At 43.1% G+C, this 26195-nt stretch carries 23 protein-coding genes and 1 pseudogene; 17 read left to right on the top strand and 7 right to left on the bottom strand.

The genetic code is table 11. The features are described from left to right. The first annotated feature begins 296 nt into the window (after positions 1-296). From WR49_RS10900 to WR49_RS10890, 3 genes and pseudogenes are all read left to right on the top strand, one after another. Positions 297-1341: pseudogene (locus tag WR49_RS10900) on the top strand (porin). Positions 1342-1641: 300 nt separating this feature from the next. Then, entirely contained in the window at positions 1642-2274 is a 633-nt protein-coding gene (locus tag WR49_RS10895) for a fumarylacetoacetate hydrolase family protein (protein ID WP_046224011.1), read from the top strand. Between the two features lie 225 nt (positions 2275-2499). Further along, positions 2500-3132, top strand: a complete 633-nt coding sequence (locus WR49_RS10890; protein WP_017058667.1) for a LysE family translocator — start codon at positions 2500-2502, stop codon at positions 3130-3132. A 103-nt stretch (positions 3133-3235) separates the two neighbouring features. Here the strand turns inward: WR49_RS10890 and WR49_RS10885 are convergent, their stop codons facing one another. Next, a complete protein-coding gene (locus WR49_RS10885; protein ID WP_046224010.1) occupies positions 3236-4942 on the bottom strand; it encodes a phospho-sugar mutase in 1707 nt (568 codons plus the stop codon). Between the two features lie 447 nt (positions 4943-5389). Here WR49_RS10885 and coxB point away from each other — a divergent pair, with 447 nt between their 5' ends. From coxB to WR49_RS10865, 4 genes are read left to right on the top strand one after another with little or no spacing between them, the layout of a single operon-like run. Then, positions 5390-6592, top strand: coding sequence for a cytochrome c oxidase subunit II (gene coxB / locus WR49_RS10880; protein ID WP_046224009.1), 1203 nt, complete (start codon positions 5390-5392; stop codon positions 6590-6592). Next, positions 6589-8271, top strand: coding sequence for a cytochrome c oxidase subunit I (gene ctaD, locus WR49_RS10875; protein ID WP_046224008.1), 1683 nt, complete (start codon positions 6589-6591; stop codon positions 8269-8271). The genes coxB and ctaD overlap by 4 nt, the downstream gene beginning before the upstream one ends. Positions 8272-8282: 11 nt before the next feature. Then, the gene (locus WR49_RS10870; RefSeq protein WP_017058663.1) at positions 8283-8912 is read left to right on the top strand and encodes a cytochrome c oxidase assembly protein; all 630 of its coding nucleotides are present in this window, start codon (positions 8283-8285) and stop codon (positions 8910-8912) included. Positions 8913-8950: 38 nt separating this feature from the next. After that, positions 8951-9835: a cytochrome c oxidase subunit 3 gene (locus WR49_RS10865; protein WP_046224007.1), complete on the top strand. Its 885-nt coding sequence runs from the start codon at positions 8951-8953 to the stop codon at positions 9833-9835. A 19-nt stretch (positions 9836-9854) separates the two neighbouring features. Here the strand turns inward: WR49_RS10865 and WR49_RS10860 are convergent, their stop codons facing one another. Continuing rightward, positions 9855-10085 carry a DUF2909 family protein gene (locus WR49_RS10860; RefSeq protein ID WP_017064837.1) on the bottom strand — a complete coding sequence of 77 codons (231 nt, stop codon included), beginning with the start codon at positions 10083-10085 and terminating at the stop codon, positions 9855-9857. On the opposite strand from WR49_RS10860, the gene WR49_RS10855 reads away from it, so the two are divergent. From WR49_RS10855 to aroG, 7 genes are all read left to right on the top strand, one after another. Further along, a complete protein-coding gene (locus WR49_RS10855; RefSeq protein ID WP_082082760.1) occupies positions 9973-10878 on the top strand; it encodes an SURF1 family protein in 906 nt (301 codons plus the stop codon). The two genes, WR49_RS10860 and WR49_RS10855, sit on opposite strands and share 113 nt — an antisense overlap. Positions 10879-10957: 79 nt before the next feature. Next, positions 10958-11566 (top strand): hypothetical protein, encoded by a 609-nt coding sequence (locus tag WR49_RS10850; RefSeq protein WP_046224005.1) that lies wholly within the window; start codon positions 10958-10960, stop codon positions 11564-11566. A gap of 72 nt (positions 11567-11638) precedes the next feature. Further along, on the top strand, positions 11639-12694 hold the full coding sequence (locus WR49_RS10845; RefSeq protein ID WP_046224004.1) for a COX15/CtaA family protein: 1056 nt from the start codon (positions 11639-11641) through the stop codon (positions 12692-12694). Further along, positions 12684-13658, top strand: a complete 975-nt coding sequence (gene cyoE / locus WR49_RS10840; RefSeq protein ID WP_046224003.1) for a heme o synthase — start codon at positions 12684-12686, stop codon at positions 13656-13658. Before WR49_RS10845 ends, cyoE begins: the two co-directional genes overlap by 11 nt. A 377-nt stretch (positions 13659-14035) precedes the next feature. Then, a complete protein-coding gene (locus tag WR49_RS10835) occupies positions 14036-14389 on the top strand; it encodes a hypothetical protein (RefSeq protein WP_017058656.1) in 354 nt (117 codons plus the stop codon). Between the two features lie 306 nt (positions 14390-14695). After that, complete coding sequence (locus WR49_RS10830) at positions 14696-14914, top strand: DUF3820 family protein (protein WP_046224002.1); 219 nt, start codon at positions 14696-14698, stop codon at positions 14912-14914. A 308-nt stretch (positions 14915-15222) separates the two neighbouring features. Then, complete coding sequence (gene aroG, locus WR49_RS10825) at positions 15223-16275, top strand: 3-deoxy-7-phosphoheptulonate synthase AroG (protein ID WP_046224001.1); 1053 nt, start codon at positions 15223-15225, stop codon at positions 16273-16275. Between the two features lie 116 nt (positions 16276-16391). Here aroG and WR49_RS10820 read toward each other — a convergent pair whose 3' ends face one another. The 3 genes from WR49_RS10820 to WR49_RS10810 are packed head-to-tail and all read right to left on the bottom strand — an operon-like array spanning position 16392 to position 20571. Further along, complete coding sequence (locus WR49_RS10820; RefSeq protein WP_046224000.1) at positions 16392-17849, bottom strand: phosphomannomutase/phosphoglucomutase; 1458 nt, start codon at positions 17847-17849, stop codon at positions 16392-16394. A gap of 15 nt (positions 17850-17864) precedes the next feature. Continuing rightward, positions 17865-19400 (bottom strand): mannose-1-phosphate guanylyltransferase/mannose-6-phosphate isomerase, encoded by a 1536-nt coding sequence (locus tag WR49_RS10815; protein ID WP_046223999.1) that lies wholly within the window; start codon positions 19398-19400, stop codon positions 17865-17867. 58 nt (positions 19401-19458) lie between these two features. Then, positions 19459-20571 (bottom strand): mechanosensitive ion channel family protein, encoded by a 1113-nt coding sequence (locus WR49_RS10810; protein ID WP_046223998.1) that lies wholly within the window; start codon positions 20569-20571, stop codon positions 19459-19461. A 186-nt stretch (positions 20572-20757) separates the two neighbouring features. Between WR49_RS10810 and WR49_RS10805 the strand changes: the two genes are divergently transcribed. Both WR49_RS10805 and WR49_RS10800 read left to right on the top strand, forming a co-directional pair. Beyond that, positions 20758-21414 (top strand): potassium channel family protein, encoded by a 657-nt coding sequence (locus WR49_RS10805; protein WP_017058637.1) that lies wholly within the window; start codon positions 20758-20760, stop codon positions 21412-21414. Positions 21415-21433: 19 nt separating this feature from the next. Further along, positions 21434-22801, top strand: a complete 1368-nt coding sequence (locus WR49_RS10800; protein WP_046223997.1) for a TrkH family potassium uptake protein — start codon at positions 21434-21436, stop codon at positions 22799-22801. Positions 22802-22898: 97 nt separating this feature from the next. Here the strand turns inward: WR49_RS10800 and msrB are convergent, their stop codons facing one another. After that, the gene (msrB, locus tag WR49_RS10795) at positions 22899-24041 is read right to left on the bottom strand and encodes a peptide-methionine (R)-S-oxide reductase MsrB (RefSeq protein ID WP_046223996.1); all 1143 of its coding nucleotides are present in this window, start codon (positions 24039-24041) and stop codon (positions 22899-22901) included. 198 nt (positions 24042-24239) lie between these two features. On the opposite strand from msrB, the gene WR49_RS10790 reads away from it, so the two are divergent. Further along, on the top strand, positions 24240-24638 hold the full coding sequence (locus tag WR49_RS10790; protein WP_046223995.1) for an OsmC family protein: 399 nt from the start codon (positions 24240-24242) through the stop codon (positions 24636-24638). A 125-nt stretch (positions 24639-24763) separates the two neighbouring features. On the opposite strand, the gene WR49_RS10785 is transcribed toward WR49_RS10790, so the two are convergent. After that, on the bottom strand, positions 24764-25831 hold the full coding sequence (locus WR49_RS10785) for an OmpA family protein (protein WP_046223994.1): 1068 nt from the start codon (positions 25829-25831) through the stop codon (positions 24764-24766). Between the last annotated feature and the right edge of the window lie 364 nt (positions 25832-26195).

Genomic DNA, 26195 nt, shown 5'->3' with positions numbered 1-26195 from the left:
CTGGTTGCCCTTTTTTATGTCTAACGCTTTTGTCAATAAACAGCGGTATATCGATGTATTGCTTGCTTCGGGTTCTGTGATTTTGCCTTCGATTAAAAGATTCTAAATATTACAGAATGTTTCCTAGAAAGAGCCTCTCTATTCATGGCAGATTTGTTTTTATTTTATATATTTTAATGCAACTTTTTGTCATTCATCGATTAGTGTTTGCCTACTTGTTAAATGTAGTTAACAACTTCTCTTATCAATGTGAGGTTGTTAGTGAATAATTCACCCAGTTACAAATGGATATGACAATGAATAAGAAACTTTTGGCGCTAGCGATTTCTGGTGCGGTATTTGGTACACAGGCAGTTGCAGTAGAACTTTACAATGAAGATGGCACAACATTCTCAGTTGGCGGCCATGTTTCAGTTGCAGTTGGTGATGTAAATAGCGATGACCGTATCAGCGAAGACGATATTGGCGTAGAGGCTGTTTCTCCACGTATTAACTTCAATGCTACTCATGAGCTTGGCAATGGCTTCACAGCAGATGCCAAAGGTGAGTGGGCGCTAAATATGTTAGACGGTGGTGATGAATCATTCGCAACACGTTTAGGTTACGTAGGTCTAACTCATGAAGACTTCGGTCGTGGTGTTGTGAGTACTCAATGGGCACCATACTATAACGTTGTTGGTGTTGCAGATATGCCAATCGCATTCGCGAATGATTTCATCCTACGACGATCACGGTAACCTAGGTACTGGTCGTGGTGAAGAGATGGTTAGCTACGGTAACGCTATCGATTTTGGTAACGCTGGTTCTCTAAACGTAGGGGTTGCATGGCAAGGTCGTAAAGTCGCTGATTCGAATAAATATTGCAACCGTGCTCAAATCGCATTGAACTACGCTATCTCTGATTTCACAGCAAACTACGCATACAACACTGGTGATGTTACGTTTGGTAACATCGGCGGCGGTTCTAAAACTGCTGATTCAAATGTAGTAAGTGCTACTTACGGTTCTTATGGTTCAGAAGGTCTATTCTTAGCTGGTGTTTACGCTATGAACAACTACATGAACTCAAGCGCTGGTGTTGCTCTTGAAGAAACGGTAGCTGTGGAATTACTGGCATCTTACGCGCTATCTAACAGTCTTAACCTAAGTGTCAACTACGAAGCAGTAGAAGACGACAAGATGAGCGAAACTGTGTTTGCTACTACTGCTCTACAAGCTGAATACAACTTTACGTCTCAGTTCGTAGGCTTTGCTGGCTACCAATTCGACCTACAAGGTTCTGGCGTTTACAAAGAAAAAGCTGACGACCAATGGCTTCTTGGTGCTCGTTACTACCTATAAGTCGCAGACTTATTTAGCATAGTGTTTACTCCTTAGGTTTACCTTTTAGGATACTGTCCTAGACACCATGCTAAGCCCTCTCAGCCTTCTGGTTCGAGAGGGCTTTTTTCGTTTTGAACTTTTGTTTTGGGTTTCTGTTTTGAACTGTTATTTCGCATTGCTGCGATCTCCGCATAAAAGATTTCAAATCATTGAATTGAGTTAAAGATCAGAATTTAGAGACTGGTAACCATCTTGTCGAAGATTCTCTTCTTCTGATACGGTAAACTTTGTATCCCAAGAATAGTTCAGGGATAAACTATGAGCAGCGTTATAAATCAGGAGCAATTGATGAACTCGAAACGAACAGCAATACCCACTAAAGTCTTGTGTGTAGGGCGTAACTATGTCGATCACATTGAAGAGCTCAACAATACTATCCCTGACGCAATGGTGGTTTTTAACAAGCCGAGTACCAGCGTGACTTCTTCTTTATGTTCTTTTCATCAAGAAGCGTTGCATTACGAAGCTGAAATCTGCTTTATTGTTGAAAATGGTCAGTATTCTGCTGTAGGACTTGGATTAGACCTGACTAAACGAGAGTTACAAAGTAACTTAAAAGCGAAAGGCTTACCGTGGGAACGAGCCAAAGCCTTCGATGGCTCTGCTGTGTTGAGTCGTTTTGTGCCAACTGAACATTTAGATTTGTCTGACTTAAATCTAGAGCTGTTTATTAATTGTGTCCGCGTGCAAAAAGGACATGTGGAGCAAATGCTTTACTCCCCACAGACCATTCTTGAAGAGTTATCTTCTTATACAACTTTGCTAGATGGTGATGTTGTGATGACAGGAACACCGAAAGGTGTCGGAGAAGTGCACCGAGATGATATATTCCTCGGCCGTCTAAAGTGTGGTGAAACTACTCTGATTGAGATCGAATGGGTTGCAAGTTGATGCTAAAGTTTTACGGCAGAGTCTCCTAGCAGATAACGAGTTAAACATAAGCGGTACTTTGTTAATTGGACTAAACAGTTATATTTAATTAGTTGTAAAATTTGCATAATGACCAAAACCTGGTTTTTAATTCGAGCTAGCTGAAGGATCTCAATGGATTAGATCTGGAAGGGTGTTGGCAATTGATATAAAATTCGACTCCATTTTTTATCAATATTAGAACTCATGATCGACTTAGCCATCTTACCTGTTTACTTGACAGCCGTTGTCGCCCTCCTGCTTTTGCCCGGCCCTGATATGTTGCTTATCGCAAGCTCGAGTATGAGTTATGGACGTAAAGTTGGTTTGTTCGCGAGCCTAGGTAATGCGACGTCTGGAATTATTCTTACCGTATTAGCTGCTATGGGGGTCTCTGCGTTGATCGCAATGAGCCCAATAGCTTTGAAAGTACTGCACTTGTTAGGTGGTACTTACTTATTAAAAATGGGGTGGGATTGCCTTCGAACAGAGCAGGGGAATGCACCTGAGTTAAGCAATAACTCTGCCGCCAAGTCGTATTACCAAAGAGCACTTATCAGCAATTTGCTTAATCCCAAAGCGTTAGTTTTCTTTGTTATGTTTTTACCTCAATTTGTCTCTACGAATATTGAAGCTACCTCGGGCGAACAGATGCTCATACTGGGTTTGTTGTTGAATATTTTAGGCTTAACCTTCAATTTTTTATTGGTCGCTTTAGTGGGGACAATAGGTAAATCTCTTTTGGAAAACGCACAGTTTCGTAACTATCAACAAAAAGTGATGGGCGGAGTTTTCATTGTGTTGGCCATGTGGATGCTGTCTTCTTTCTTTACTTCGTAAACATCCAACTCAAACATATTATCGCGGTTGACCGCTGAGAAAGATGGACGCTTAGAGCGTCCATCTTTTGTTTTTATCCGTCATATGTTGAACATACCAATAGTTAAGAATTCAGTTCTTGCTGGTGTCGTTCAATCAGTCTATTCATATATTCCTCACCGCGCAGACGAGTGTCATCGTACGTTTCTGTTCCTTCAAGCTTTGTCACCGTTTCATAGTAAACCTTAACTTTAGGCTCGGTTCCTGAAGGTCGTACGATAATGCGCGAGCCATCTTCAAGGTGATAGATGAGTACATCACTTGAAGGCAGGTTAATCGCTTCGGTCTGACCACCCATGACAAAACGCAAAGACGACTGTAGATCTTCAATCACAGAGATAGCAACACCGTTGATGGCTTTAGGTTGTGCCGCTCGGAGTTTAGACCCAATGGACGGTGAATCTGGGTCGAGCGCGATACTTCGTTGTGCGTTGGTATAGACGCCATGTTCAAACGAAATTTGCGCAAGAAGATCCCAAACGGTTCGACCTTGAGACTTTAGCTCCTCAACCAATTGAGCAAAGATGACGATAGCAGACAGCCCATCTTTATCACGTACTTGAGTACCAATTGTGTAACCTAGAGCCTCTTCATAAGCGAATAAGAACTCATTCTGTTTATCTTCTAACTGCATACCAATATTGGCCAACCATTTGAAGCCTGTCAGTGTTTGGAAGTAGCTAGCACCATGAGATTGCGCTACTTTTTCAAGTAAGGTTGAAGATACGATACTGTTACCAACCAACTGGTTTTTTGTGTGTGGCTTCGATAACAAATAATGCGCGAATAACACACCCACTTGGTCGCCCGTTAGCATCTTGTATGAGGCATCTTCAGTTCGGACAGCAACGGCGAACCGATCTGCATCTGGATCGTTGGCGCAAGCAATGTCGGCATCGACACTTTTCGCTAAGTTGACCACAAGATCCATTGCCCCTTTTTCTTCTGGGTTTGGGAAGTTAACGGTCGGGAAGTTGCCATCGGGCTCTCTTTGCTCCGTTACGCTGAACACTTTGTGAAACCCTGCATCGTGTAGAAGGTCCTCTGCCATTTGTGCTCCCACACCATGCATTGCAGTGTAGGCAATGGTTGTATTCGCCGATTCTATTCCTTTATTCACATACGGACTTTGACTAATGGCGGCACGGTACGTTTGGTAGTAGCCTTCGGTTAGCCATACTAAGTTACCTTGTTGTTCAGCATCACTTAGGCTAATCAAAGGAATCGGCTTAGTCGATGCTATGTCGATTTCAGCGGCAATGCCCACATCGTGGGGGGGAATGATTTGAGCGCCATTTTCCCAGTACACTTTGAAACCATTATATTCCGGAGGGTTGTGGCTGGCAGTCACGACAACAGCAGCGGCAGCATTGAAATGTTTGATACCAAAAGCAACGATAGGCGTCGCCGCAACATTAGCGGTTAGGTAAACCTTAATACCTAAAGCTGTGAGTACAGAAGCGGTATCCATTGCGAATTGCTTTGAATCCAAACGGCCGTCATAGCCAACTATCACTCCACGGATAGCGGTATTGGCAACATGTTTAATCAAGTAATGTCCAAGCCCTGTTGCAGTTTCTTGTATGACCAAGCGATTCATTCTATTCGGGCCACATCCTACTTTGCCCCGCAATCCCGCCGTTCCGAATTCTAGGCGTTGAGTAAAGCGGTCATCTAATTCGTCGTGCATTCCCTCATCGATGAGATGTTGCAGCTCTTCACGAGTTCTTGGATCTGGGTCTCTCGTTAACCAGTTCATCGCATCTTGCATAATTACTAAACCTTATAATGTCGGCATGACTTCCTATGGGTTTAAATTAAGTGATATTGATTATCATTTCCATGAAGGCAATCGTAAAACTAAATATAAAATAAATTCCAACGGCAACAGAAAGGCGTATAGATTAAGCCTCTTTAGATAATGCAAGTAAACTTATCTTGAACAATTGGATATCACTAACTAGCCTTTCATATAAATATAACAAAATTTAACAAATTCGCCGTTTTTGAATCTTTCGTTAAAACCTTCGATGCTTATGAGCTGTGTAAGTTCATAGATTGATAAGAATCTAGCAGTCGATTTTTGGAGGTCGCTACGTGAGTTGTAGATTGAGGTTCAGCCTTTTCATGTGTATTCGGAATAGCAACGACTGTGATCCGACTCACAGCGATATTTAGGTCGCAAGTATCCAATCTAGGAAGGATAAGGAGAAATCTTTTGAAAAGATTACTGGTTAGGCTAGCGTGGCTTTTGAATGGTTTTGTTGTTGTTTTAGTAACACCTTTGGTGAATGCAAGCAGTGAATACAACATGACACAAGGCGTCACCGAGATCAGTGGTAAGGTATATGAACTTCATATGCTGATCTTCTACATTTGCTGTGCGATCGCCTTTGTTGTTTTTGGTGTAATGTTTTATTCCATTTTGAGGCACCGAAAGTCGAAGGGAGCGGTGGCTGCCCATTTTCACGAAAGCACTAAAGTTGAAATCCTTTGGACCATCATTCCAATCATTATTCTCATCGCTATGGCCATCCCAGCTACTAAGACCTTGATAGCGATGGAAGACACCTCCCAATCAGACCTCACCGTAAAAATTACTGGTTCACAATGGAAATGGCATTACAGCTATTTTGGCGAAGATGTTGAGTTTTTTAGCCTTTTGGCAACTAGTGATAAAGAGATTGATGGCATCGAAGTAAAAGGGGCGCATTACTTGTTGGAAGTTGATAATCCGCTAGTACTCCCTATCGATCGTAAAGTTCGATTTTTAATGACTTCCGACGATGTTATCCACTCATGGTGGGTACCAGCCTTTGCCGTTAAAAAAGACACGATTCCTGGGTTTATTAACGAGGCGTGGACAAAAATAGATGAACCTGGTGTTTATCGAGGCCAGTGTGCTGAATTATGTGGTCGAGCACATGGGTTTATGCCAATAGTCGTGCATGCTATGGAAGAAGAAGATTTTGATGCATGGCTAGCAACGCAGAAAGAGTTGGCGATAGCCACACAGCAAGCAGCACAAGATGCATTAGATGCGTCACTCTCTTTAGAAGAACTCAATTCGCTCGGTGAAGAAGTCTATAAAAATCGATGTGCGGTTTGTCATCAAGTCAATGGGGGAGGGATTCCGGGGGCTTTTCCTGCAATTAAAGGCAGTCCTGTTGCTCTTGGCGATGTAGACGTGCATATCGATACTATCGTTTACGGTCGTGGCGGCACGGCAATGCAAGCATTCGATAACCAGTTAACCGAGAAAGAGATCGCAGCAGTCGTCACCTACCAAAGAAACGCATGGGGTAATGATACGGGCGATGTTGTGCAGGCTTCAGATATTAACGCTTACAAAAGCAAACAATCAGGTGGCACTGAAAGCTCAACGGATGAAGTGCAAGACAATGCTAAGGAGCAGTTATGAGTTCACCAATCCATAAGTCAGTGAAATCGGCTCCTGCAGAAGAACTGGCGGTTTCTCATGCTAGTGAAAATACATTGGATACTAGCGAAGGGACATTGAATGGTACTGATGCTGACGCCAAAGCCCATGATTTACATGGTGCGCCCAAGGGTTGGGCTCGCTGGTTGTATTCGACTAACCACAAAGATATAGGAACACTTTATTTGTGGTTTAGCTTCACCATGTTTTTAATTGGTGGTGCTATGGCGATGGTGATTAGGGCCGAGTTGTTCCAACCAGGGTTACAACTCGTTGAACCGGATTTCTTTAACCAAATGACGACCGTCCACGGTTTAATTATGGTGTTTGGTGCTGTGATGCCTGCTTTCACAGGTTTAGCTAACTGGATGATCCCGATGATGATCGGTGCGCCGGATATGGCGTTGCCGCGGATGAACAACCTTAGCTTCTGGATTTTACCTTTTGCTTTCTTAATATTAATTGGCTCTTTGTTTACAGAGGGAGGCGGCCCAAATTTTGGTTGGACATTTTATGCACCGCTCTCGACGACTTATGGCCCTGATAGTACGGCGTTGTTTGTATTCTCTGTTCATATCATGGGGATCAGCTCGATCATGGGTGCTATCAACGTCATCGTGACTATCGTCAACATGAGAGCTCCGGGTATGACGTGGTTCAAGCTTCCTATGTTCGTATGGACTTGGTTAATCACGGCTTTCCTTTTGATAGCTGTGATGCCCGTGCTCGCCGGTGCTGTAACTATGGTACTCACCGACAAGTACTTTGGGACGAGCTTCTTTGACGCCGCTGGTGGTGGGGATCCGGTGATGTTCCAGCACATTTTCTGGTTCTTTGGTCACCCCGAAGTGTACATTATGATCTTACCGTCGTTTGGTATTGTCTCTGCGATCATTCCTACATTCAGTGGTAAACGCTTATTTGGCTATCACTCCATGGTGTACGCGACCTGCAGTATTGCTCTGTTGTCATTCTTGGTTTGGGCACATCACATGTTCACTACTGGTATGCCAGTATTTGCAGAACTGTTCTTCATGTACTGCACCATGTTGATTGCGGTGCCTACTGGTGTGAAAGTCTTTAACTGGGTGGCTACTATGTGGCGAGGAGCTTTAACCTTTGAAACACCAATGCTGTTTGCTATCGCCTTTATCGTTCTATTTACGATTGGTGGGCTATCTGGACTGATGCTCGCCATCGTGCCTGCTGATTTCCAATATCACGACACCTATTTTGTAGTGGCTCACTTCCACTACGTTCTGGTGACGGGGGCCGTGTTCTCGATAATGGCGGCGGCGTACTACTGGTTGCCTAAATGGACCGGACATATGTACGACCACAAGCTCAGTCTGTGGCATTTTTGGACCTCAGTTATATCGGTCAATGTCCTTTTCTTTCCTATGCACTTCTTAGGTTTAGCAGGCATGCCGCGTCGCATTCCAGACTACGCCATCCAGTTTGCCGATGTTAACCAAGTGGTGTCGATAGGTGGCTTTGCATTCGGTTTGTCCCAGTTGATTTTCTTATGGCTAGCCGTCAAATGTGTAAGAGGCGGAGAGCCTGCACCGAGCAAACCGTGGGAAAGAGCGGAAGGATTAGAATGGACAGTAGCAAGTCCTGCCCCTCACCATACTTTTACTCATCCCCCTAAAATAGATTGAGGAGATGAGATATGGACAACAGACAAAGCAACCAAAACCGCAACGCTGAGCAGCCAAGACGTTCAACCAAGAAGCTGACGGGTTATTTGTTACTGAGCGTGATAGGCATGTTTGGCTTCGGCTTCGCTTTGGTGCCGCTCTACGATGTCATGTGTGAAGCCTTGGGGATTAATGGCAAAACCAATACCGTTTCTGCCGTTCAACCGCAAGGAATGCAGCCTGACTACTCTCGTACAATTCGAGTTGAATTTATGTCTCACATTAAGCCAGATATGCCATGGCAATTTTCCCCCGAAGCGCGTGTATTAGAGGTTCACCCTGGTCAGGTCATTCAAACGAATTATTTTGCTAAAAACCTATCAGGTGCTTCATTGGTTGGACAAGCCGTGCCGTCGGTGTCTCCGGGAATGGGGGCTACCTACTTCAATAAGATGGAGTGTTTTTGCTTTAATCAGCAACCATTAGGCGGGTATAAGAGCGCTGAAATGGGTTTGATATTTTATATTGAGCCTGACATCCCAGAATCAATACATACGCTTACGCTCTCTTATACGTTGTTTAACATCACGAATCAGGTGAGTGGAGAGGCAAGTAAGCCTGAAGTGAGCACATCAACATCGAGCACACTCGCAAGTAACTAAGACATTACAGAACCAGAATCAACAAAAGGAGTTGAGCGATGAGTTCTAAAAAGGAAGTGTATTTCGTTCCACATCAAAGTCACTGGCCATTAGTGGGTGCTGTAGCACTGTTTTTGGTCGCGGTTGGCGCTGGCTTGACGGTGCAAAACATGGACACCGACGCCGCTGGTGGTGTATTTGGCAAAGCGGTGTTGTTAGTCGGGTTTGCTGTGCTGCTTTACATGCTTGCAGGTTGGTTTAGCAATGTGATCACAGAATCATTGAGTGGTCTCTATTCTGAGCAGATTTCTCGTTCTTTTAAACAAGGAATGAGTTGGTTTATTTTTTCCGAAATCATGTTCTTTGGCGCTTTCTTTGGCGCGCTTTTCTATGCTCGAATGATTTCTGTCCCTTGGATTGGCGGTGCGGGCAACAATGCAATGACCCATGAAGTATTGTGGCCGATGTTCCAATCAATATGGCCGTTAACGACGACACCTGATGGCGTAACGGCACAAGCCATGCCTTGGCAAGGTATCCCGCTTAAGAACACCATTATTCTGCTGCTTTCCTCTGTGACGCTGCACATGGCACATATCAGTCTTGAACAAAATAAGCGTATGGCTTTGATCGTGTGGTTGGAGATAACCATTGTTCTGGCTGGCTTCTTCCTGTTCTTCCAAGTTGAAGAGTATCTTCACGCTTATCAAGAGATGGGGCTGACACTTCAGTCAGGCATCTACGGTAATACCTTCTTTTTGCTGACTGGGTTTCATGGCTTACATGTCTGTTTAGGGACGATCTTTTTGATTGTGTTGCTGGCAAGGGTTGCGAAAGACCACTTCACTCCGAAAGACCACTTTGCGTTCCAAGCGGGCAGTTGGTATTGGCACTTTGTTGATGTGGTTTGGTTAGGCCTGTTTGTGTTTGTTTATGTGCTTTAACGATTGAGCCTATAGGGGATTAATAGGGGCGAGGGTTGGGAGTTATCACCCCTGATCCCAGAGCAAGTAATAAAAGTAGCACGACAACGGCTGACCACATGACACGACGCCCCAAGAAGTGACTGAGCCTTTTTCCATTGTGTTTGCCTGAGGCGATTTGGATTAGACCTTTCATCAAATTGAAAGCGATAAAAAACAGCAAAGCGACCAAGACGACTTTAAATAACAGAACAAAGGTAGATGACGCCATAGTGATAACTCCAAACCGATTGATTGATGATGAACACAAGTTCCGCAGTAAAGGTTTTTGGATAGCGGTTGTTTTAACTGTGGTTTCAGTTGGCGCTTTAATCAAGTTAGGTTTGTGGCAACTCGATCGTGGTAACGAGAAACTACGTTATGAGCAGCAGTTATTGGAAAGATCGCAACAATCTTCTAGGGCATTGGATATTGTGCTTTCTGATTGGAGAGGGACAGATTTACGAGCGAAAGAACCATCGAGTCCACAAACCTTAAATGGTTTAAAGGTCAATATTGAGTTAGCGAAACCGAGTGGATTAACCCTCTTGCTGGATAATCAGATAAACCAAGGCATGGTGGGGTATGTGATTTACATGTTGGGCGAAACTCAAACTCAGGACGGAAGAAAGCAGCTCTTGATCGATCTTGGATTTGTTGCGGCAAGTAACGACAGAAGAAAACTGCCTCAATTAGGAAGCATCACACTACCAACGAATATGTCAGGACGTTTGTATGTACGTTCAGTGAACCCACTAAGTCAGGAACTGGGATTAGAAAACACAACACCGAAACGAATTCAGAACATCAATATACAAGCGTTATCACAGTACACCGGTCAAGAGGTGCTGCCCTTTATATTTCAGCCACAGAGCTTAGGTTCATGGCCATATGAAATGTTATGGCGACCGTCGGCAATGAAATCAGAGAAACACTTTGGTTACTCATTTCAATGGTTCGTCATGGCAGCGGTACTGCTATTTTTGATGTTATTGGTTGGATATAGGTACATGAAGCAGAAGTAGGCACTTAAAACTACTATAGACATTGAAAGTCGAGATTGCGACAGCGTAAAGGAAGCAGCACCTAACACAGGGAATAAAGATGGATAAGTTTCAAGCACAAACTAACAAAGAGCGTACTGATGCTAATTTAGCTGCGTTCAAGCAGCGTCGATCTCGTGGTCGTCTTGTACTCGTTGGACTGATTTTGATTTTTGCCTTGCCCGCAATTGTCGCTAAAACCGTGTTGGAGCAAAACTGGTACACATCCGGTGTGACAAATTCGGGCGAATTAGTTGAACCAAGAATGACGTTAAAGGACCTAGGCTTAACGGCTCCGATGGAAGCTAAGGGCTGGTTAGTGGGGTACATAGCGCCAACAGAGTGTGAAGGCTTGTGTGAACAACAGCTTTACTATATGAATCAAAGTTACTTAGCGTTAGGGAAAAATAAAGAGCGAGTGACGGCGGTTGTTTTTGTCTCAGAGGGCAACTCATTGCCAGCAGCGCTGAATAAATCGGATTTGTCATTTATGGCTGGTGGTGATGAGTTGAGTACCGAGTTCGCACCGGCTTCTATCATCATTATCGATCCTTTTGGTCAGCTCGTCATGGAATATAAAAGCGTCTCTGAACCGTCGCAGTTAGTCGGTCAGTCTAAAGGCATGATTCATGATCTTAGAAAATTACTTAAATTGTCCCGAGTAGGATAGTGCGGAAGGTTGGCTACTGGGTGTCAGAAGTTAGCTGCTAGGATCTGTGACTAAGTATAGGGAGATACCAAAATGCATAATAAAGCCCCGAAATTACTCATGTTTGCTATGAGAGTGACTATTTTACTGACCCTTACAGTAATCGTACTCGGCGCTTATACTCGTTTATCTGATGCTGGCCTTGGTTGCCCGGATTGGCCGGGCTGTTATGGAAAAATCACCGTACCTTCCAATACACTAGCAGTGAATGAAGCAAATATTCAGTTTCCAGAACGAGCGCTTGAAGCAGAAAAAGCTTGGATAGAGATGATACATCGCTACTTTGCTGGTTTCTTAGGGCTTCTTATCTTTGTCGTTGTGGCTTGGTGTATTAAAAAGAATATCACCTCTGTTGAACTTCCCTTGCTTATTTCTGCCACTGTGATTTTTCAGGCTTTATTAGGCATGTGGACAGTGACGCTCAAGTTGATGCCCGTTGTGGTTATGGCGCACTTGATGGGGGGCTTCACATTGTTATCTCTCCTTTGCTTGCTCTATTGCCGTCTGTCTCAACTCCAAAGTCGATTTGGTGACGCTACGTATACATCATCACTTAAAGCTTGGGCGCTGTGTGGATTATTAATTGTGGTGGGACAGATACTGCTTGGTGGCTGGACATCGTCAAATTATGCCGCTTTGGTGTGTACGCAACTACCGATATGTGAAGGGAACTGGGTAAGTTATCTCGATTTCAAAAATGCTTTCGACTTTACCCAACACGGTCATGACAATTATGAGTTTGGTGTGTTGGATTACCCCGCAAGGCTTACCATACATGTCATGCACAGGTTTGGGGCTATCGTCGCGACTTTAACCGTGCTAATGGTGGCGTACCAACTGTGGAAGTACGGCAAAGTACCTCAGCAAAAACTGAGTGTGGTTGTAGTGATAGTGTTGTTTACCCAAATCACTCTAGGGGTCAGCAACGTATGGTTTCATCTACCTATTTTTGTCGCGGTTTTGCACAATCTAGTAGCGGCGATGTTGCTGATCAGTATGGTTGTGACGAATTTTGTGGTTTGGCAACCAAAACCGAGCGAATACTTGGTGAAGAACAATGTATTACAAGGAGGTAATCATGGTCAGTAGAACGTCAACACGACATGAATTGGTGGTTCAAGAGAGAGCTTCAAGTCAAGAGATTGCTGCCAACAATGAAATTGCTTCAAACAGTGAGTTGGCCTCGAAAAACAACGCCACTTGGAAGGTCTATTTAACACTGACTAAACCAAAGGTGGTAGCGTTGATGTTGCTCACGGCATTGGTAGGTATGTGTTTGGCTGTACCCAATGGATTACCTTTGCAACAAACTTTGTTTGGAATGATTGGAATAGGGTTGATGGCAGGCTCGGCAGCTGCGTTTAATCACTTGATTGATAAAAAGATCGATGGACAAATGTCTCGAACAAGCCGACGTCCTTTACCATCTGGTGAGCTCAGTAGCATGCGTGTGTTCAGCTTCGCTGCTGGTATTGGTTTGCTTGGCTTTGTTACATTAGTGCTATGGGTCAATCAACTCACTGCTTGGCTAACCTTTGCAAGTTTATTGGGCTATGCGGTGATTTATACCATGTACTTGAAGCGAGCTACGCCTCAGAACATCGTTATAGCTGGGATCGCAGGCGCGATGCCACCTTTGCTGGGGTGGACAGCGGTCACCAATGAGTTGCATTCAAACGCTTGGTTGTTGGTGATGATCATCTTTATTTGGACACCTCCGCACTTTTGGGCACTGGCGATTCATCGTCGTGACGAATATGCCAAAGTGAACATTCCTATGTTGCCTGTGACCCATGGGATCGAATACACCAAAACGTCTATTTTGCTTTATACATTTTTGCTTAGCGTTGTGTGTGTATTGCCAGTATTGGTCGGTATGAGTAGCTGGATATATTTAAGTGCTTCATTGGTACTGAATATTGGGTTTGTGTATCACGCTTGGGTACTCAAGTATTGTGACAAGCCTAATATGGCAATGAAGACTTTTAAGTTTTCTATCTATCATCTTATGATCTTGTTTGTTGCTCTTCTAGCTGATCACTATCTGCTTTGATTATTATGTACTTCGCTTACTTGCACTAAACAACGCCAGTCTACGTATTCTTTGAGTAAGAAAACGGATGCTTAGACATCCGTTTTTATCTATATACCTAGTTGTTAAAAATAGATATTTAGCTGTTAAAAGTGGAATCTTTGAAGCAAGCGCTCTAGAAATCAATTCATTTAATGTCAGAGTTTGCCTATGTGGGCAACGTTTAGTTGGTACTGGGGTGCTGTTTGCAGTGATTGTTTTATAGCTATCATGCTTTGTCCCTATAACCAAATTGTACGCTTATACAAACTAAACCTTTGGTTTCCATTAACCTAGCCCTGACATGCTATGTGTGAAAAGACGGACAATTGATTGATATGAATTATAAAGGAGTCACTATGGAATTCACCGAACAAGACAGAGATGCGTTGTATCAAACGTGGATGTCTCAAAAGTCTCGAATGCGTATTACCCAGATGGAGTTTTCAAAGAAGTTGGGAATGAATCAACTTGATTTCTCAAGAGTGCTAAAAGGGGAGACCCCATTAACCATGTCATTCATCAGTCACTTTTGTCGATTGCTGCATTTAGAGCCTAGAAATGTGTTTCCTTCTCTCAAAGAAGGCATAGATTCAGGGCCTAAAGTTGTCTATTTAAAAAGTAGAATGAGTGTTGATGGGGAAATTCAAAATGCCTATATAGAAGGAAATCAGGTGATCGTAGAGTATGCACACACTGTTCAACATGACTAATATTAAAACTAGCTTCGAATTTTAACTCCTTTATCTACAACCTTTTATTATATTGCTTGTCATTCTCGTTTGAGTTTTCACTCATAGCTAATGCACTATAAAACCTTTAAACTTTATCTCCCTTAATCTAGCCAGCATTTACTACGACTGGCATTAAATCGGCAGACGATTTTCACAACCCACCAAGGTTAGCAGTTCAAGTATTGATCTTTTGATGCGCAGAAAGACGCAAAGCACCACTAACTATTGGGTTCGACGTTTAGGTGATACTCTATAGAGCATAATGAAGCATAGAAAGAGCCTGTAATGCTAGAGAAAGAGAATCTAATTAAGCTCGCCAGAATACAAATGCCATTTGGTAAATACGCTGGTCGTATATTAATTGACCTGCCTGACGAATATTTGCTGTGGTTTGCTAAGAAGGGCTTCCCATCTGGTGAGCTGGGTGACTTGTTAAAATTGTGTCTGGCCTTGAAAATCGAAGGACTTGATAGTGTCGTCAAGCCATTGAAAAAATGTGAATAAATCTAAGCTCATGCTAATAACGTGAGCTTTTTTATTATCCAGCTTCAAAATATTCTATGACTAGGGCGGAGTTTGAAAAATAGTGGGTCCTACCTGATATAAGTTTCGTCATTTATAGGGTGTAAATTAATTTATACGTGGTGTTGTTTATTTAAAACACAAAAAAAATTGCCTTTTTTTTTAATTAGTGATTGAAACTAGAGTTTTTACTAGTTAAGTTACAGGGAACAAGAAGATTAGTGCTGATGGAAAGTTACGTGAGACGACGTACATTCAGCTCAAGGATAGAAAATAGGAAGAAGTAAGCAATGTTTCAGACTGATGATGTAAGAATTAACAAAGTAAAAGAATTATTACCCCCTGTTGCTGTTTTAGAGAAGTTTCCAGCGACAGAAACTGCTTCTTCTACAACCTTTGAAAGCCGTAAAGCCATTCACGATATTCTAGAAGAAAGTGATGATCGCCTGTTGGTGATTGTTGGCCCATGCTCGATTCATGATCCAGAAGCGGCTCTTGAATACGGTAAGCGTCTAAAAGTACTGCGTGACGAACTTGGCGATAAGCTTGAAATCGTGATGCGTGTTTACTTTGAAAAACCACGTACAACGGTGGGTTGGAAAGGCCTAATCAACGACCCATACATGGATGACACTTTTAAGCTAAATGACGGTCTTCGTCTCGGACGTAAGCTACTGCTGGACCTAACGGACCTTGGTATGCCAACAGCAAGTGAATTTCTTGACATGATCACACCTCAATATGTGGCAGACCTGATAAGTTGGGGGGCAATTGGTGCACGTACTACTGAATCTCAAGTTCACCGTGAACTTGCTTCAGGTCTATCTTGTCCAGTTGGTTTCAAAAATGGTACAGACGGCAATATTAAAATTGCAACAGACGCGATTCGTTCGGCAAGTGCTTCACACCACTTCCTATCAGTAACAAAGTACGGTCATTCTGCAATTATTGAAACGGCAGGCAATCCTGACTGCCATATTATTTTACGGGGCGGTAAAGAGCCAAACTACAGTGCTGAGCATGTAAGTAAAATAAAAGAAGAGCTAGCTGCATCAGGTCTTCCACAGAAGGTCATGATCGATTTCAGTCATGCGAACAGCTCTAAGCAGTTTCAACGTCAAATTAATGTGTCTGATGATGTAAGCACACAAATTGCGAATGGTGACAAAGCAATTTTCGGTGTGATGATTGAATCTCATCTTGTTGAAGGCCGCCAAGACTTAGTGGACGGCAAAGCTCCGACATATGGTCAGTCTATCACTGATGCGTGTATCGGTTGGGAAGATACTGAAACAGTACTTCGCCAGTTAGCGGATGCAGTGGAAGCTCGCCGTAATAAGTAGGTTCGTTGCCAAAAGGTAGGCCAAAAATTACAAAGCCCTCGTGAATGTAAACGAGGGCTTTTTACTGCGGCTTACTTTTTATTGGACGCTGTTTTAGTTTGAGCTATCTGCTTTTTTTAAACGAGAAAAGACAACAATTCATCGACTTTCTCAGCGAGCAATTTCGGATCCTTTCTGGATTCTACGTTCAAGCGCATTAATGGTTCTGTGTTTGACATCCTTAAATTGAAACGCCAGTTACTCATTTCAACACTGATGCCATCGATATCACTGATCGTCAACGCGCTATTCTTGTAGTGATTGAGCACGTTTTCGATGACTTGTTTTGGAGCTGAGACTGTACGATTTATTTCACCCGACGATGGGAAGTTACTAATACTTGCTTGGGTGAGTTGATAGAGAGATCGACCTGATTTTGATATTAGCTCAATGATAAGTAGCCACGGAATCATGCCTGAGTCGCAATATCCAAAGTCACGAAAGTAATGATGAGCACTCATTTCACCGCCATAAACCGCATTTTTATTACGCATTGCTTCTTTGATAAGAGCGTGTCCAGCTTTAACAGCGATAGCGTTCCCATCAAGTTTATTGGCCACTTCAATCGTGTTCCATGTTAAACGCATATCGTGTAACACGGTTGCATTAGGCTCTTTGAGTAAGAATGCTTCGATTAGCAAGCCAACAATATAATAGCCTTCTATGTAGCGACTTGTTTCATCAAAGAAGAAACAACGATCGAAATCTCCATCCCAAGCGATACCAATGTCTGCGGCATGCTTTAAAACCGCTTCTCTTGTCGCGTTTTGATTCTCAATTATTAACGGATTAGGGATCCCATTAGGAAACTTAGCGTCTGGTTTATGATTAACCTTGATCAGCTTTATTGGGACACCAAGATTTATAAAACGGCTTTCTAGCGCATCAATAACATGTCCTGCAACACCGTTACCTGCATTAACCACAATCTTCATTGGTGTGAGTTCGAAAGGATTTATATAAGAGAGCAAGTGATCTACATAGGGAGCTAATATACTTATCGATTTAGAGCCGGTGTAGTGCTGAGGTGCTAGGTTAGCCTGGAACCTGTAATTAGGTGCATTACCATCAGTGTTATTGCTATTACATGTTTTACCTAAAGCCTCAACTCTCCGTTTGATCGCATTTAACCCACTATGTTTGCTGATTGGGCTCGCATCAGCTCCTACCAATTTCATGCCGTTGTAATTGATTGGGTTGTGGCTTGCGGTAATTTGCACCCCGCCAATAGCATTAAGATGACGGGTAGCAAAATAGACTTCTTCAGTCCCTGTCACTCCTAAGTTTACGACGGTGATACCAGACTCGATTAAGCCTCTTGTCATGGCGTCTTGTAATGAAATGGAAGTTTCGCGGTTATCACGGCCAATCACTACCTGAGCTGAGTCATCGAGTGACGTTTCAGGTGAAGCAAAAAGTACGTGTTCGCCAAATGCCTTTCCAAGCAGAAAGGCGAGATGTTCATTGATTTGTTCACCAATGATGCCGCGGACATCGTTGTTCTTAAAGCAGCTAAGGTCTAATGTTGATTTCACTTGATGGTCACTGCTTTATTTCGATTTGTTGATTTGAGATGAATCAGATTGTTCGTATGTCACGCCTCGCCCATAGCTATCTTGATATCGTATTATGTCGTCTTCACTTAAATGGCTGCCGGTTTGTACTTCGATCATTTCGAGTGGCAGCTCTCCTGGGTTTTCTAAGCTATGAACATGCCCTAATGGAATGTAGGTGGATTGGTCTTCTTCGACTAGGTAAGTTTTCTCATCATTGGTCACCTTCGCGATACCAGCTACGACCACCCAGTGTTCGGCTCTGTGATGGTGCATTTGCAAAGACAATTTCTGCCCTGCATTTACTGTAATTCGCTTCACTTTGTCACGCTTTCCAAGATCTACGACGTCGTATTTACCCCAAGGCCTAAAGACTTCTCGGTGATGTATATGTTCGGTTCGACCTGCTTGATTAAGCTGTTCAACAATCGATTTCACGCCCTGAACTTTGTCTTTATTCGCAACCAATATAGCGTCCTTGGTTTCGACAATAATCAGGTTTTCGATCCCCACAGTCGCAACCAGCTTATTTTCAGCATGAATGTAGTTGTGTTGTGAGTCTACAGTCAACACATCGCCTTCAATCACGTTGTTGTGCTCATCCTTATCACTGACATCCCAGATCGCAGACCATGAACCAATGTCATTCCAACCAACATCCATAGGGATCACCGCTGCGTGTGAAGTTTTTTCCATCACCGCATAGTCGATGGAGTCGCTCGGGCTGTTTTTGAATGCTTCAGTGTCAATGCGGATAAAGTCGAGGTCAGTATTTTGTTTTTCAAGTGCGAGTTTGCAGGCGGTTAAGATCTCTGGGCTATGTTCGGCTAGTTCTTCAAGATAGCGGGACGCAGTGAACATGAACATGCCGCTGTTCCACAAGTATTGCCCTGAACGAATATAGTCTTCAGCCGTTTTTTTATCAGGCTTCTCAACGAAGCTCTCAATTGCGTAAGCATGAGCGACTCGCTGTTCTTCTGCGATGGTACTCGTTTGGGTGCTAGGGAGAAGAGGCTTTCCCTGCTTAACATAACCATAGCCTGTCTCTGGGGCTTTAGGTGTAATGCCAAATGTCACTAACTTCCCTTGCTTCGCGTAATCGACACCACGGCTAACGGCTTGTTGAAATTGAGAAGTTTTGGCTATGTGGTGGTCGGCAGCAAGCACTAGTATGATCGGGTCACGATATTTTTCTGCACAATCAGAGCTTTTGCTCAATGCTTGTAGAGCGGCGAGTGCGATAGCTGGCGCAGTATTTCTACCTATGGGCTCTAACAGAATGCCACTGTGTTGAAGATTAGCGGATCGTACTTGTTCTGCTGCGATAAAACGATGTTCTTCATTACAAATAATGAAAGGAGCATCACAATGGGCACCAACAACAAAGTTTTCTAAACCCTGCAAACGCTTGAGTGTTTGCTGCAACATTGAATGTTTGCCAGCGACACTTAGAAATTGCTTGGGGTAAAGTTCACGAGATAATGGCCAAAGGCGGCTACCAGAGCCGCCAGCTAAAATGACAGGTAAAATCATAAGGTGGTAATTAGGTGTATAAGGGCTACTCTCACCATATTACCACGCTTATCGCTTATCAATGAGCTTCAGGATGTGAATTAATAACACCTTCAGACAGGCTGACCTTCTGAGAGTCGATCTTCAGTGTTTGGGTTGGGAAGGCGATATTCGCATCATGTTTATGAATAATCGCCAATACCTGTAATAGAACATCTTGCTTCACCCTGTGGTATCTCGCCCAATTGACCGTTTTTGTGAAGGTGTAGATAAAAAAGTTCAGTGTTGATGGACCAAATTTATCAAAGTTAACGATCAACGTCTGTTTGGCATCAATATCTGGGTGGGCCTCAAGCATGGATTTTACATCGTTAACAATTAGAGCGAGTTTTTCGGCATCTTGATAACGAAGTCCAAAAGTTTCATGGATTCTGCGGTTCAGCATTCTAGATGGGTTCTCCACCACAATACTGCTGAACACTGAATTTGGAACGTACAAAGGGCGTTTATCAAAAGTGCGAATGATCGTCATGCGCCACCCAATGCGCTCTACTGTACCTTCAATTTGACGATCTGGAGAGCGTATCCAGTCACCGACTTTAAAAGGACGATCGAAGTAAATCATCATGCCGCCAAAGAAGTTAGACAACAGATCTTTAGCTGCTAAACCAACGATTAAACCACCAACACCACCAAAAGTGAGTAATCCAGATAAACTGAGCCCAAATGCCTGCATGATAGTGAGGCCACCTATTGTCATAAAGAATAGTCGGGCGACTTTGGCGATAGCTTGTACAGTGGTTTCGTCTCTGGTTTTCTGTTCCAAGACGTATGCTTCTGCATTACTGATCATTCTTAATGTAAACCAAACAAAGGTACATATAACCAGTATGTGTTTGAGAGTCTTTAACCAGTTGATTTCATTGCCAAACTGGTCTTGAAGAATCAATCCAACCGATACAGTCGCAGGCCAACACCAAAGTAACGTGCTGACAGGGGTTCTTAGTGCTTCTAGCAGGAGGTCGTCCCAATGAAAAGTCGTTTTTTGAGCCAGTACTTCTAAACGACTATGGATAATTCGCCAAACCACCCAAGCTAAGAAACTCGCGATGGTGATAAATAAGACGCTACTCCACCAGTTACTGTGGCTCTGGTTGATGTAGGTTTGAACTTGGGTTATGAATTCATTCATTGTGTGTACTGCCGCAGAAATTATGAGTTGGAAATTAGCAGAAATTGCTGTTGTTCTCTACCTTTATAAATCAAACGATTATGATAATGGAATAAGCTTATTATTGCATACTCGACTTTTTTTGAGATAGAAACTAATGTAGGTTTGGCTATCCGATGTAATTCAATTTCTTAAATGGGACTTCAAATGAGCGACAAACAATATGCAGTTATCGGCTTGGGTCGTTTTGGGTTATCTGTTTGTAGAGAGCTGCAAAGTTCAGGAGCACAAGTACTCGCCGTCGACATTGATGAAGATCGAGTTAAAGAAGCCGCGGCTTTTGTTTCACAAGCGATTGTTGCCAATTGTACGAATGAAGAGACAGTGAAAGAGTTAAGACTCGACGATTACGATATGGTAATGGTGTCGATTGGCTCTGATGTCAACTCTAGTATTCTAACCACTTTGGTGGTGAAAGAATCAGGATCAAAGGCGGTTTGGGTAAAGGCTAATGATAAGTTTCACGGCAAGATTCTTTCTAAGATTGGTGCTGATTATATCATTATGCCAGAACGAGATATGGGCATTCGTGTGGCGCGGAAAATGTTAGATAGACGCGTTCTAGAGTTTATTGACCTTGGGAGTGGCTTGGCGATGACGGAAGTCGTTATCGGGCATAATTTGTTGGGTAAGAAACTTGGTGACCTTAAGCTGTGTAAAGAGAGCGGTGTTGATGTCCTTGGTTTTAAGCGAGGACCGCATTTAACCAAAGCACCAGGGCTTGATATCAGCTTAGAAACGGGGGATGTGGTGATTCTTGTTGGGCCGAAAGAGACCTTGTCTAAAAAATTACGTAATTGGTGATTGGTAATAAGGTAAGAGTATGAATTCGTTTCAACGTAAAGGTATTTTCTACACGCTTAAGAGAGATGAAAAACCACGGAAAGGGTCTGAACCTAAAATCATCCTTACGAGTTTTTTAGGTGTCCTTATCCCTGCCGCATTATTGCTTACGCTTCCTGTTTTCTCTGTCTCTGGACTTAGCTTTACCGATGCGCTGTTTACTGCAACTTCAGCAATCAGTGTGACGGGTTTAGGGGTTGTCGATACGGGACAACATTTCACTTTGGCTGGTAAAATTTTGCTGATGTTTTTGATGCAAGTCGGAGGATTAGGTCAGATGACGCTGTCAGCAGTATTGCTCTATATGTTTGGTGTTAGGCTAAGTTTGAAGCAACAAGCGTTGGCGAAAGAAGCACTTGGGCAAGATCGTAAGATTAACCTTCGTAAATTAGTAAGGAAGATCATTATTTTTGCATTGGTGGCGGAGTGTATCGGCTTTGTATTACTTTGTTTCCGTTGGGTGCCTGAAATGGGCTGGACAACGGGAAGTTTTTACGCACTTTTCCATGCGATATCAGCATTTAATAACGCAGGTTTTGCTCTATTTTCAGATAGCATGATGAGTTTTGTTGATGATCCACTGGTGATCTTTACCTTAGCTGGTTTGTTTATATTCGGCGGGCTAGGCTTCACAGTCGTCGGCGACCTATCGAGTAACTGGCGTAAAGGTTTTCGACATCTTCATTTACACACCAAGATTATGCTAACCGCCACTCCGACTCTATTACTGGTGGGGACGGTATTGTTCTGGCTGCTGGAAAGAAATAATTCCGCAACTATGGAAGGGCTATCGACTCAAGGACAGTGGCTGGCGGCGTTTTTTCAGTCAGCGAGTGCTCGTACTGCTGGTTTTAACAGTGTGGATTTGTCTCAATATACGCAACCTGCATTGTTGGTGATGATAGTATTGATGTTGATTGGTGCTGGTTCAACTTCCACTGGTGGTGGGATTAAAGTATCGACCTTTGCGGTTGCATTTGTCGCGACTTGGACCTTCCTGCGTCAGAAAAAGCATGTAGTGATGTTTAAGCGCACCGTTACTTGGCAAGCGGTAACAAAGTCATTGGCCATCATAGTGGTCAGTGGGGCACTATTAACTACCGCGATGTTTTTGTTAATGCTTACAGAGCAGGCCGCGTTTGATCGAGTGATGTTTGAGGTGATTTCGGCCTTTGCGACGGTCGGGTTGACTGCTGGGTTAACCGCAAATCTGACTGAGCTAGGTAAATACATCATGATTGTGGTGATGGTGATTGGACGTATCGGTCCCTTGACCTTGGCTTATATGCTAGCTCGCCCAGAACCTTCTTTGTTGAAATACCCAGAAGACACGGTGTTAACGGGTTAATATGATGAACAGACAAATAAATAAAGTTCTGAAAATACAACAAAGCCAGCGATATACTGGCTTTGTTGTTATAGGCTTATCGTTAATTGCTGAATGCTTAGCCCTCAAACATCTCAACGTATTCCTCATAGCCTTCTTCTGCTAGTTTATCCGCAGGGATAAAGCGCATTGCGGCTGAGTTCATGCAGTAACGCAGGCCTGTTGGTTTCGGGCCATCCTTGAACACGTGTCCAAGGTGCGAATCGCCAAACTTGCTGCGAACCTCTGTTCTTGGGTAAAGCAGTTTGTAGTCAGTAGTTGTGACTACATAAGCCTCGCTGATTGGCTGTGTAAAGCTAGGCCAACCTGTACCTGATTTGTATTTGTCTTTTGAAGAGAACAGTGGCTCCCCAGTTACGATATCAACGTAAATACCTTCTTGCTTGTTATCCCAGTATTTGTTGTCAAACGGGCGCTCTGTTGCATCGTCTTGTGTTACATCGTACTGAAGTGAGGTTAGCTTCGCCTTAATCTCAGCATCAGATGGCTTAACGTAGGTTTTAGCATTGGCTGCCGCATTTTTATTGTCGATGATCTGACGGAGTGTTTTCGGGTTCTCTTTTCTATCGTCACCGAAGACCTTATCTAGGTACTGATCGCGGCCAGAAGCATAGCGGTAGTAGTTGTAGCGAACTTTACTCTTTTTGTAATAGTCTTGGTGATAGTCTTCCGCTGGCCAGAATTTTTCAAATTCAATTAGTTCTGTCTTTAGAGGTTCACCAAAGATCTGAGCTTTGTCGATCTCCATCATGAAGTTCTGAGCAACGTCTTTTTGTGCTTGGTTATGATAGAAAATAGCAGGTCGATATTGTGGGCCTCGGTCTACGAAAGAGCCTTTGTCATCGGTTGGGTCGATGTGTCTGAAGAATTGGTCAAGAACCTGTTCATAGCTAACAACATCAGGGTTATAAGCCACATTGATCACTTCGATGTGCCCTGACTTACCTGATGAAACTTGTTTGTAGGTAGGGTTTTCTAATTCACCACCAGAATATCCTGATATGACGTCAGTAACACCGGTCAGTTTCTCTAGATCGGATTCTGTACACCAAAAACACCCACCAGCTAGTGTCGCGATTTCACTTTTACCTGAGTTAGCCGTTTTATCCATTGTATTGGCAGTGCCAGCCTGGCTTACAAACAGCGAAATCAGTGGTAACGCAACCACGAGTGATACCAATATTTTAGATAATTTATTCATAGATACCTCATCTTGACGTTTTCTCATTCGATTTTGAATGTACGAATAGAGACAGGTTTTAGATGGAAAAAATTGCATCATTCACGAAAAAAATATGCCACTCAGAAAATCTTGCTCATGAATGCCGCCAGTAGTAGGGTGTAGGCATTGATATAAAACACTAGATAATGATGACGTTTTGTACATCTAAGGAACAACATGCAAGCAGAAGTTAAATGGGTCGAAGACTTTAAATTCCTGGGTAAATCTCAATCAGGACACTCTGTGGTGATGGATGGAAGTGGCGGTGCTACGGCCCCAAGCCCAATGGAAATGGTATTAATGGCCGCTGGTGGTTGTAGCTCTGTTGATGTGGTTGATGGTTTGAAATCTGCGGACCAGAACATCACAGGCTGTAATGCAAAGCTAGAAACGACACGTCGTGAAACTGCGCCAAAGCTCTTTACTGTGATTAATATTCACTTTGAAGTGTCTGGTGACAACCTTGATCCCGAGTTAGTTGCTAAAGCCTGCGCGGATTCATTAGAAAAATACTGTTCAGTATGTCTAATGCTAGGTGCTAGCGTAGAGATGACTCACAGCTGGGATATTGTCTAGCCTTCTGATTATAGAGCGTAGAATTCGGCTGCTTATTCTAACTGATTACAGTAAAGATAGGCAAAGAAAAGGGCGGTGCACGTTGAGTGTACTGCCCTTGTTATTTTGATTAAGGTAGAGTGCGATTATTCAGCGGTTTCTACTATCACTTCTTCTACTTGTACTTCTTCTTGGTATTCGAAACCAGGGATCGTAGCGTCAACACGACGGTTTTGAGCGCGACCTTCAGCAGTATCATTTGATGCTACTGGGTTCTCTTCACCTTCACCTGTAGCTGTGATGCGGTCAGCATCAATACCTTGCTCTTCGATGTGCGCAGCTACTGCAGCGGCACGTTTCTTAGAGATCATCATGTTGTATTCAGCTGCACCTGTTGAGTCAGTGTGACCAACAACTTCAACTGTTGATTGAGGGTGAGCCTTCAGTACTTCAATTAATGGCACTAGTGCGATTTTTCCGTCTGTAGACAGCTCGGTACTGTTCGTCTCAAACATGCCTTGAGAGAAGCTTTCAGTGTGTGCTTTCGTCACAACAACTGTTGTCTTTTCTTCTTCCACAACGACTGGTTCTGTGATTGGCTCAGATGGCGCTTGTGTCATTGAAGCTGTGGCTGCGGCAGCAGCTGCCGATGCGGTAGTATTGCCTGTACCGAAGTTGTAGCTAAGACCTACAGTAACAAGGTTGGAGTTAAGATCTTGGATGATCTTATCGTCAAAATCATCGAAGTATTGATATTCAACTCGAAGTGCCCAATCGTCTGATAGCTGTTTCTCAGCACCGATACCTAGGGCTAATACAACGTCGTCTTCGTCGTCATGCATGATATATGCAGGACCAGCTTTGAAGAAAATATCAAATTCTTGTTTAATCGCTAATCGATACATTGGGCTCAAAGATATTGCTACGATAGAGTCGCTGTATCTTTGAGTGGCTCCATTATTGTTGAAGCTCGTGTCGTAATCACCTAAGTAATCGGCATTCAACTCAAGCGCGAGCGTATCAGTAAAGTTGTAGCCACCGTAAATACCACCCGCAACTGAATCATCTTCACAGTTAGTGCTGTCAACACAAGCACTGTCTAACCAACCCATACCTACTTTAGCACCAACATAAGTTGTTGCTGAGATTGACGGTGCTGCTGCTAAGCCTGAAGCGGCAACAACAGCGCACATGATTTTTGACAGTTTTTTCATAATTATTTCCTTGGATTAACTCTTATTGTTATCTGAACCTGCCAGTAAGACGATTACCTATTAGTTGATGACACTGCTTATAATAAGTAAATCAAGGCGTTGGTTCAGCTGAACCTCTTTTTTTTCCGTAGTTATATTGTTAATCTGATTGAGTATTGGAGTCAATGAAATTGCTAATTATTTCATATTTAATAAGTTTATTATTAAATATCTGAATGTTTATATTTAACCTATAGCTTATATGTAATCATTTACAAATAATGTAGACAGTAAAATTAAGAAACTTGACCCATATCATATTTATAAAACTGAAAACCCCCATACAACATTTTGGTGTACGGGGATTTGAATTAAATATGTATAT

This window comes from Vibrio sp. ECSMB14106 (assembly GCF_000972265.1).
Classification (GTDB): Bacteria; Pseudomonadota; Gammaproteobacteria; order Enterobacterales; family Vibrionaceae; genus Vibrio; species Vibrio kanaloae.
Note: the sequence above shows the minus strand (reverse complement) of the source record. Positions and strands in the feature narration are given on the sequence as shown.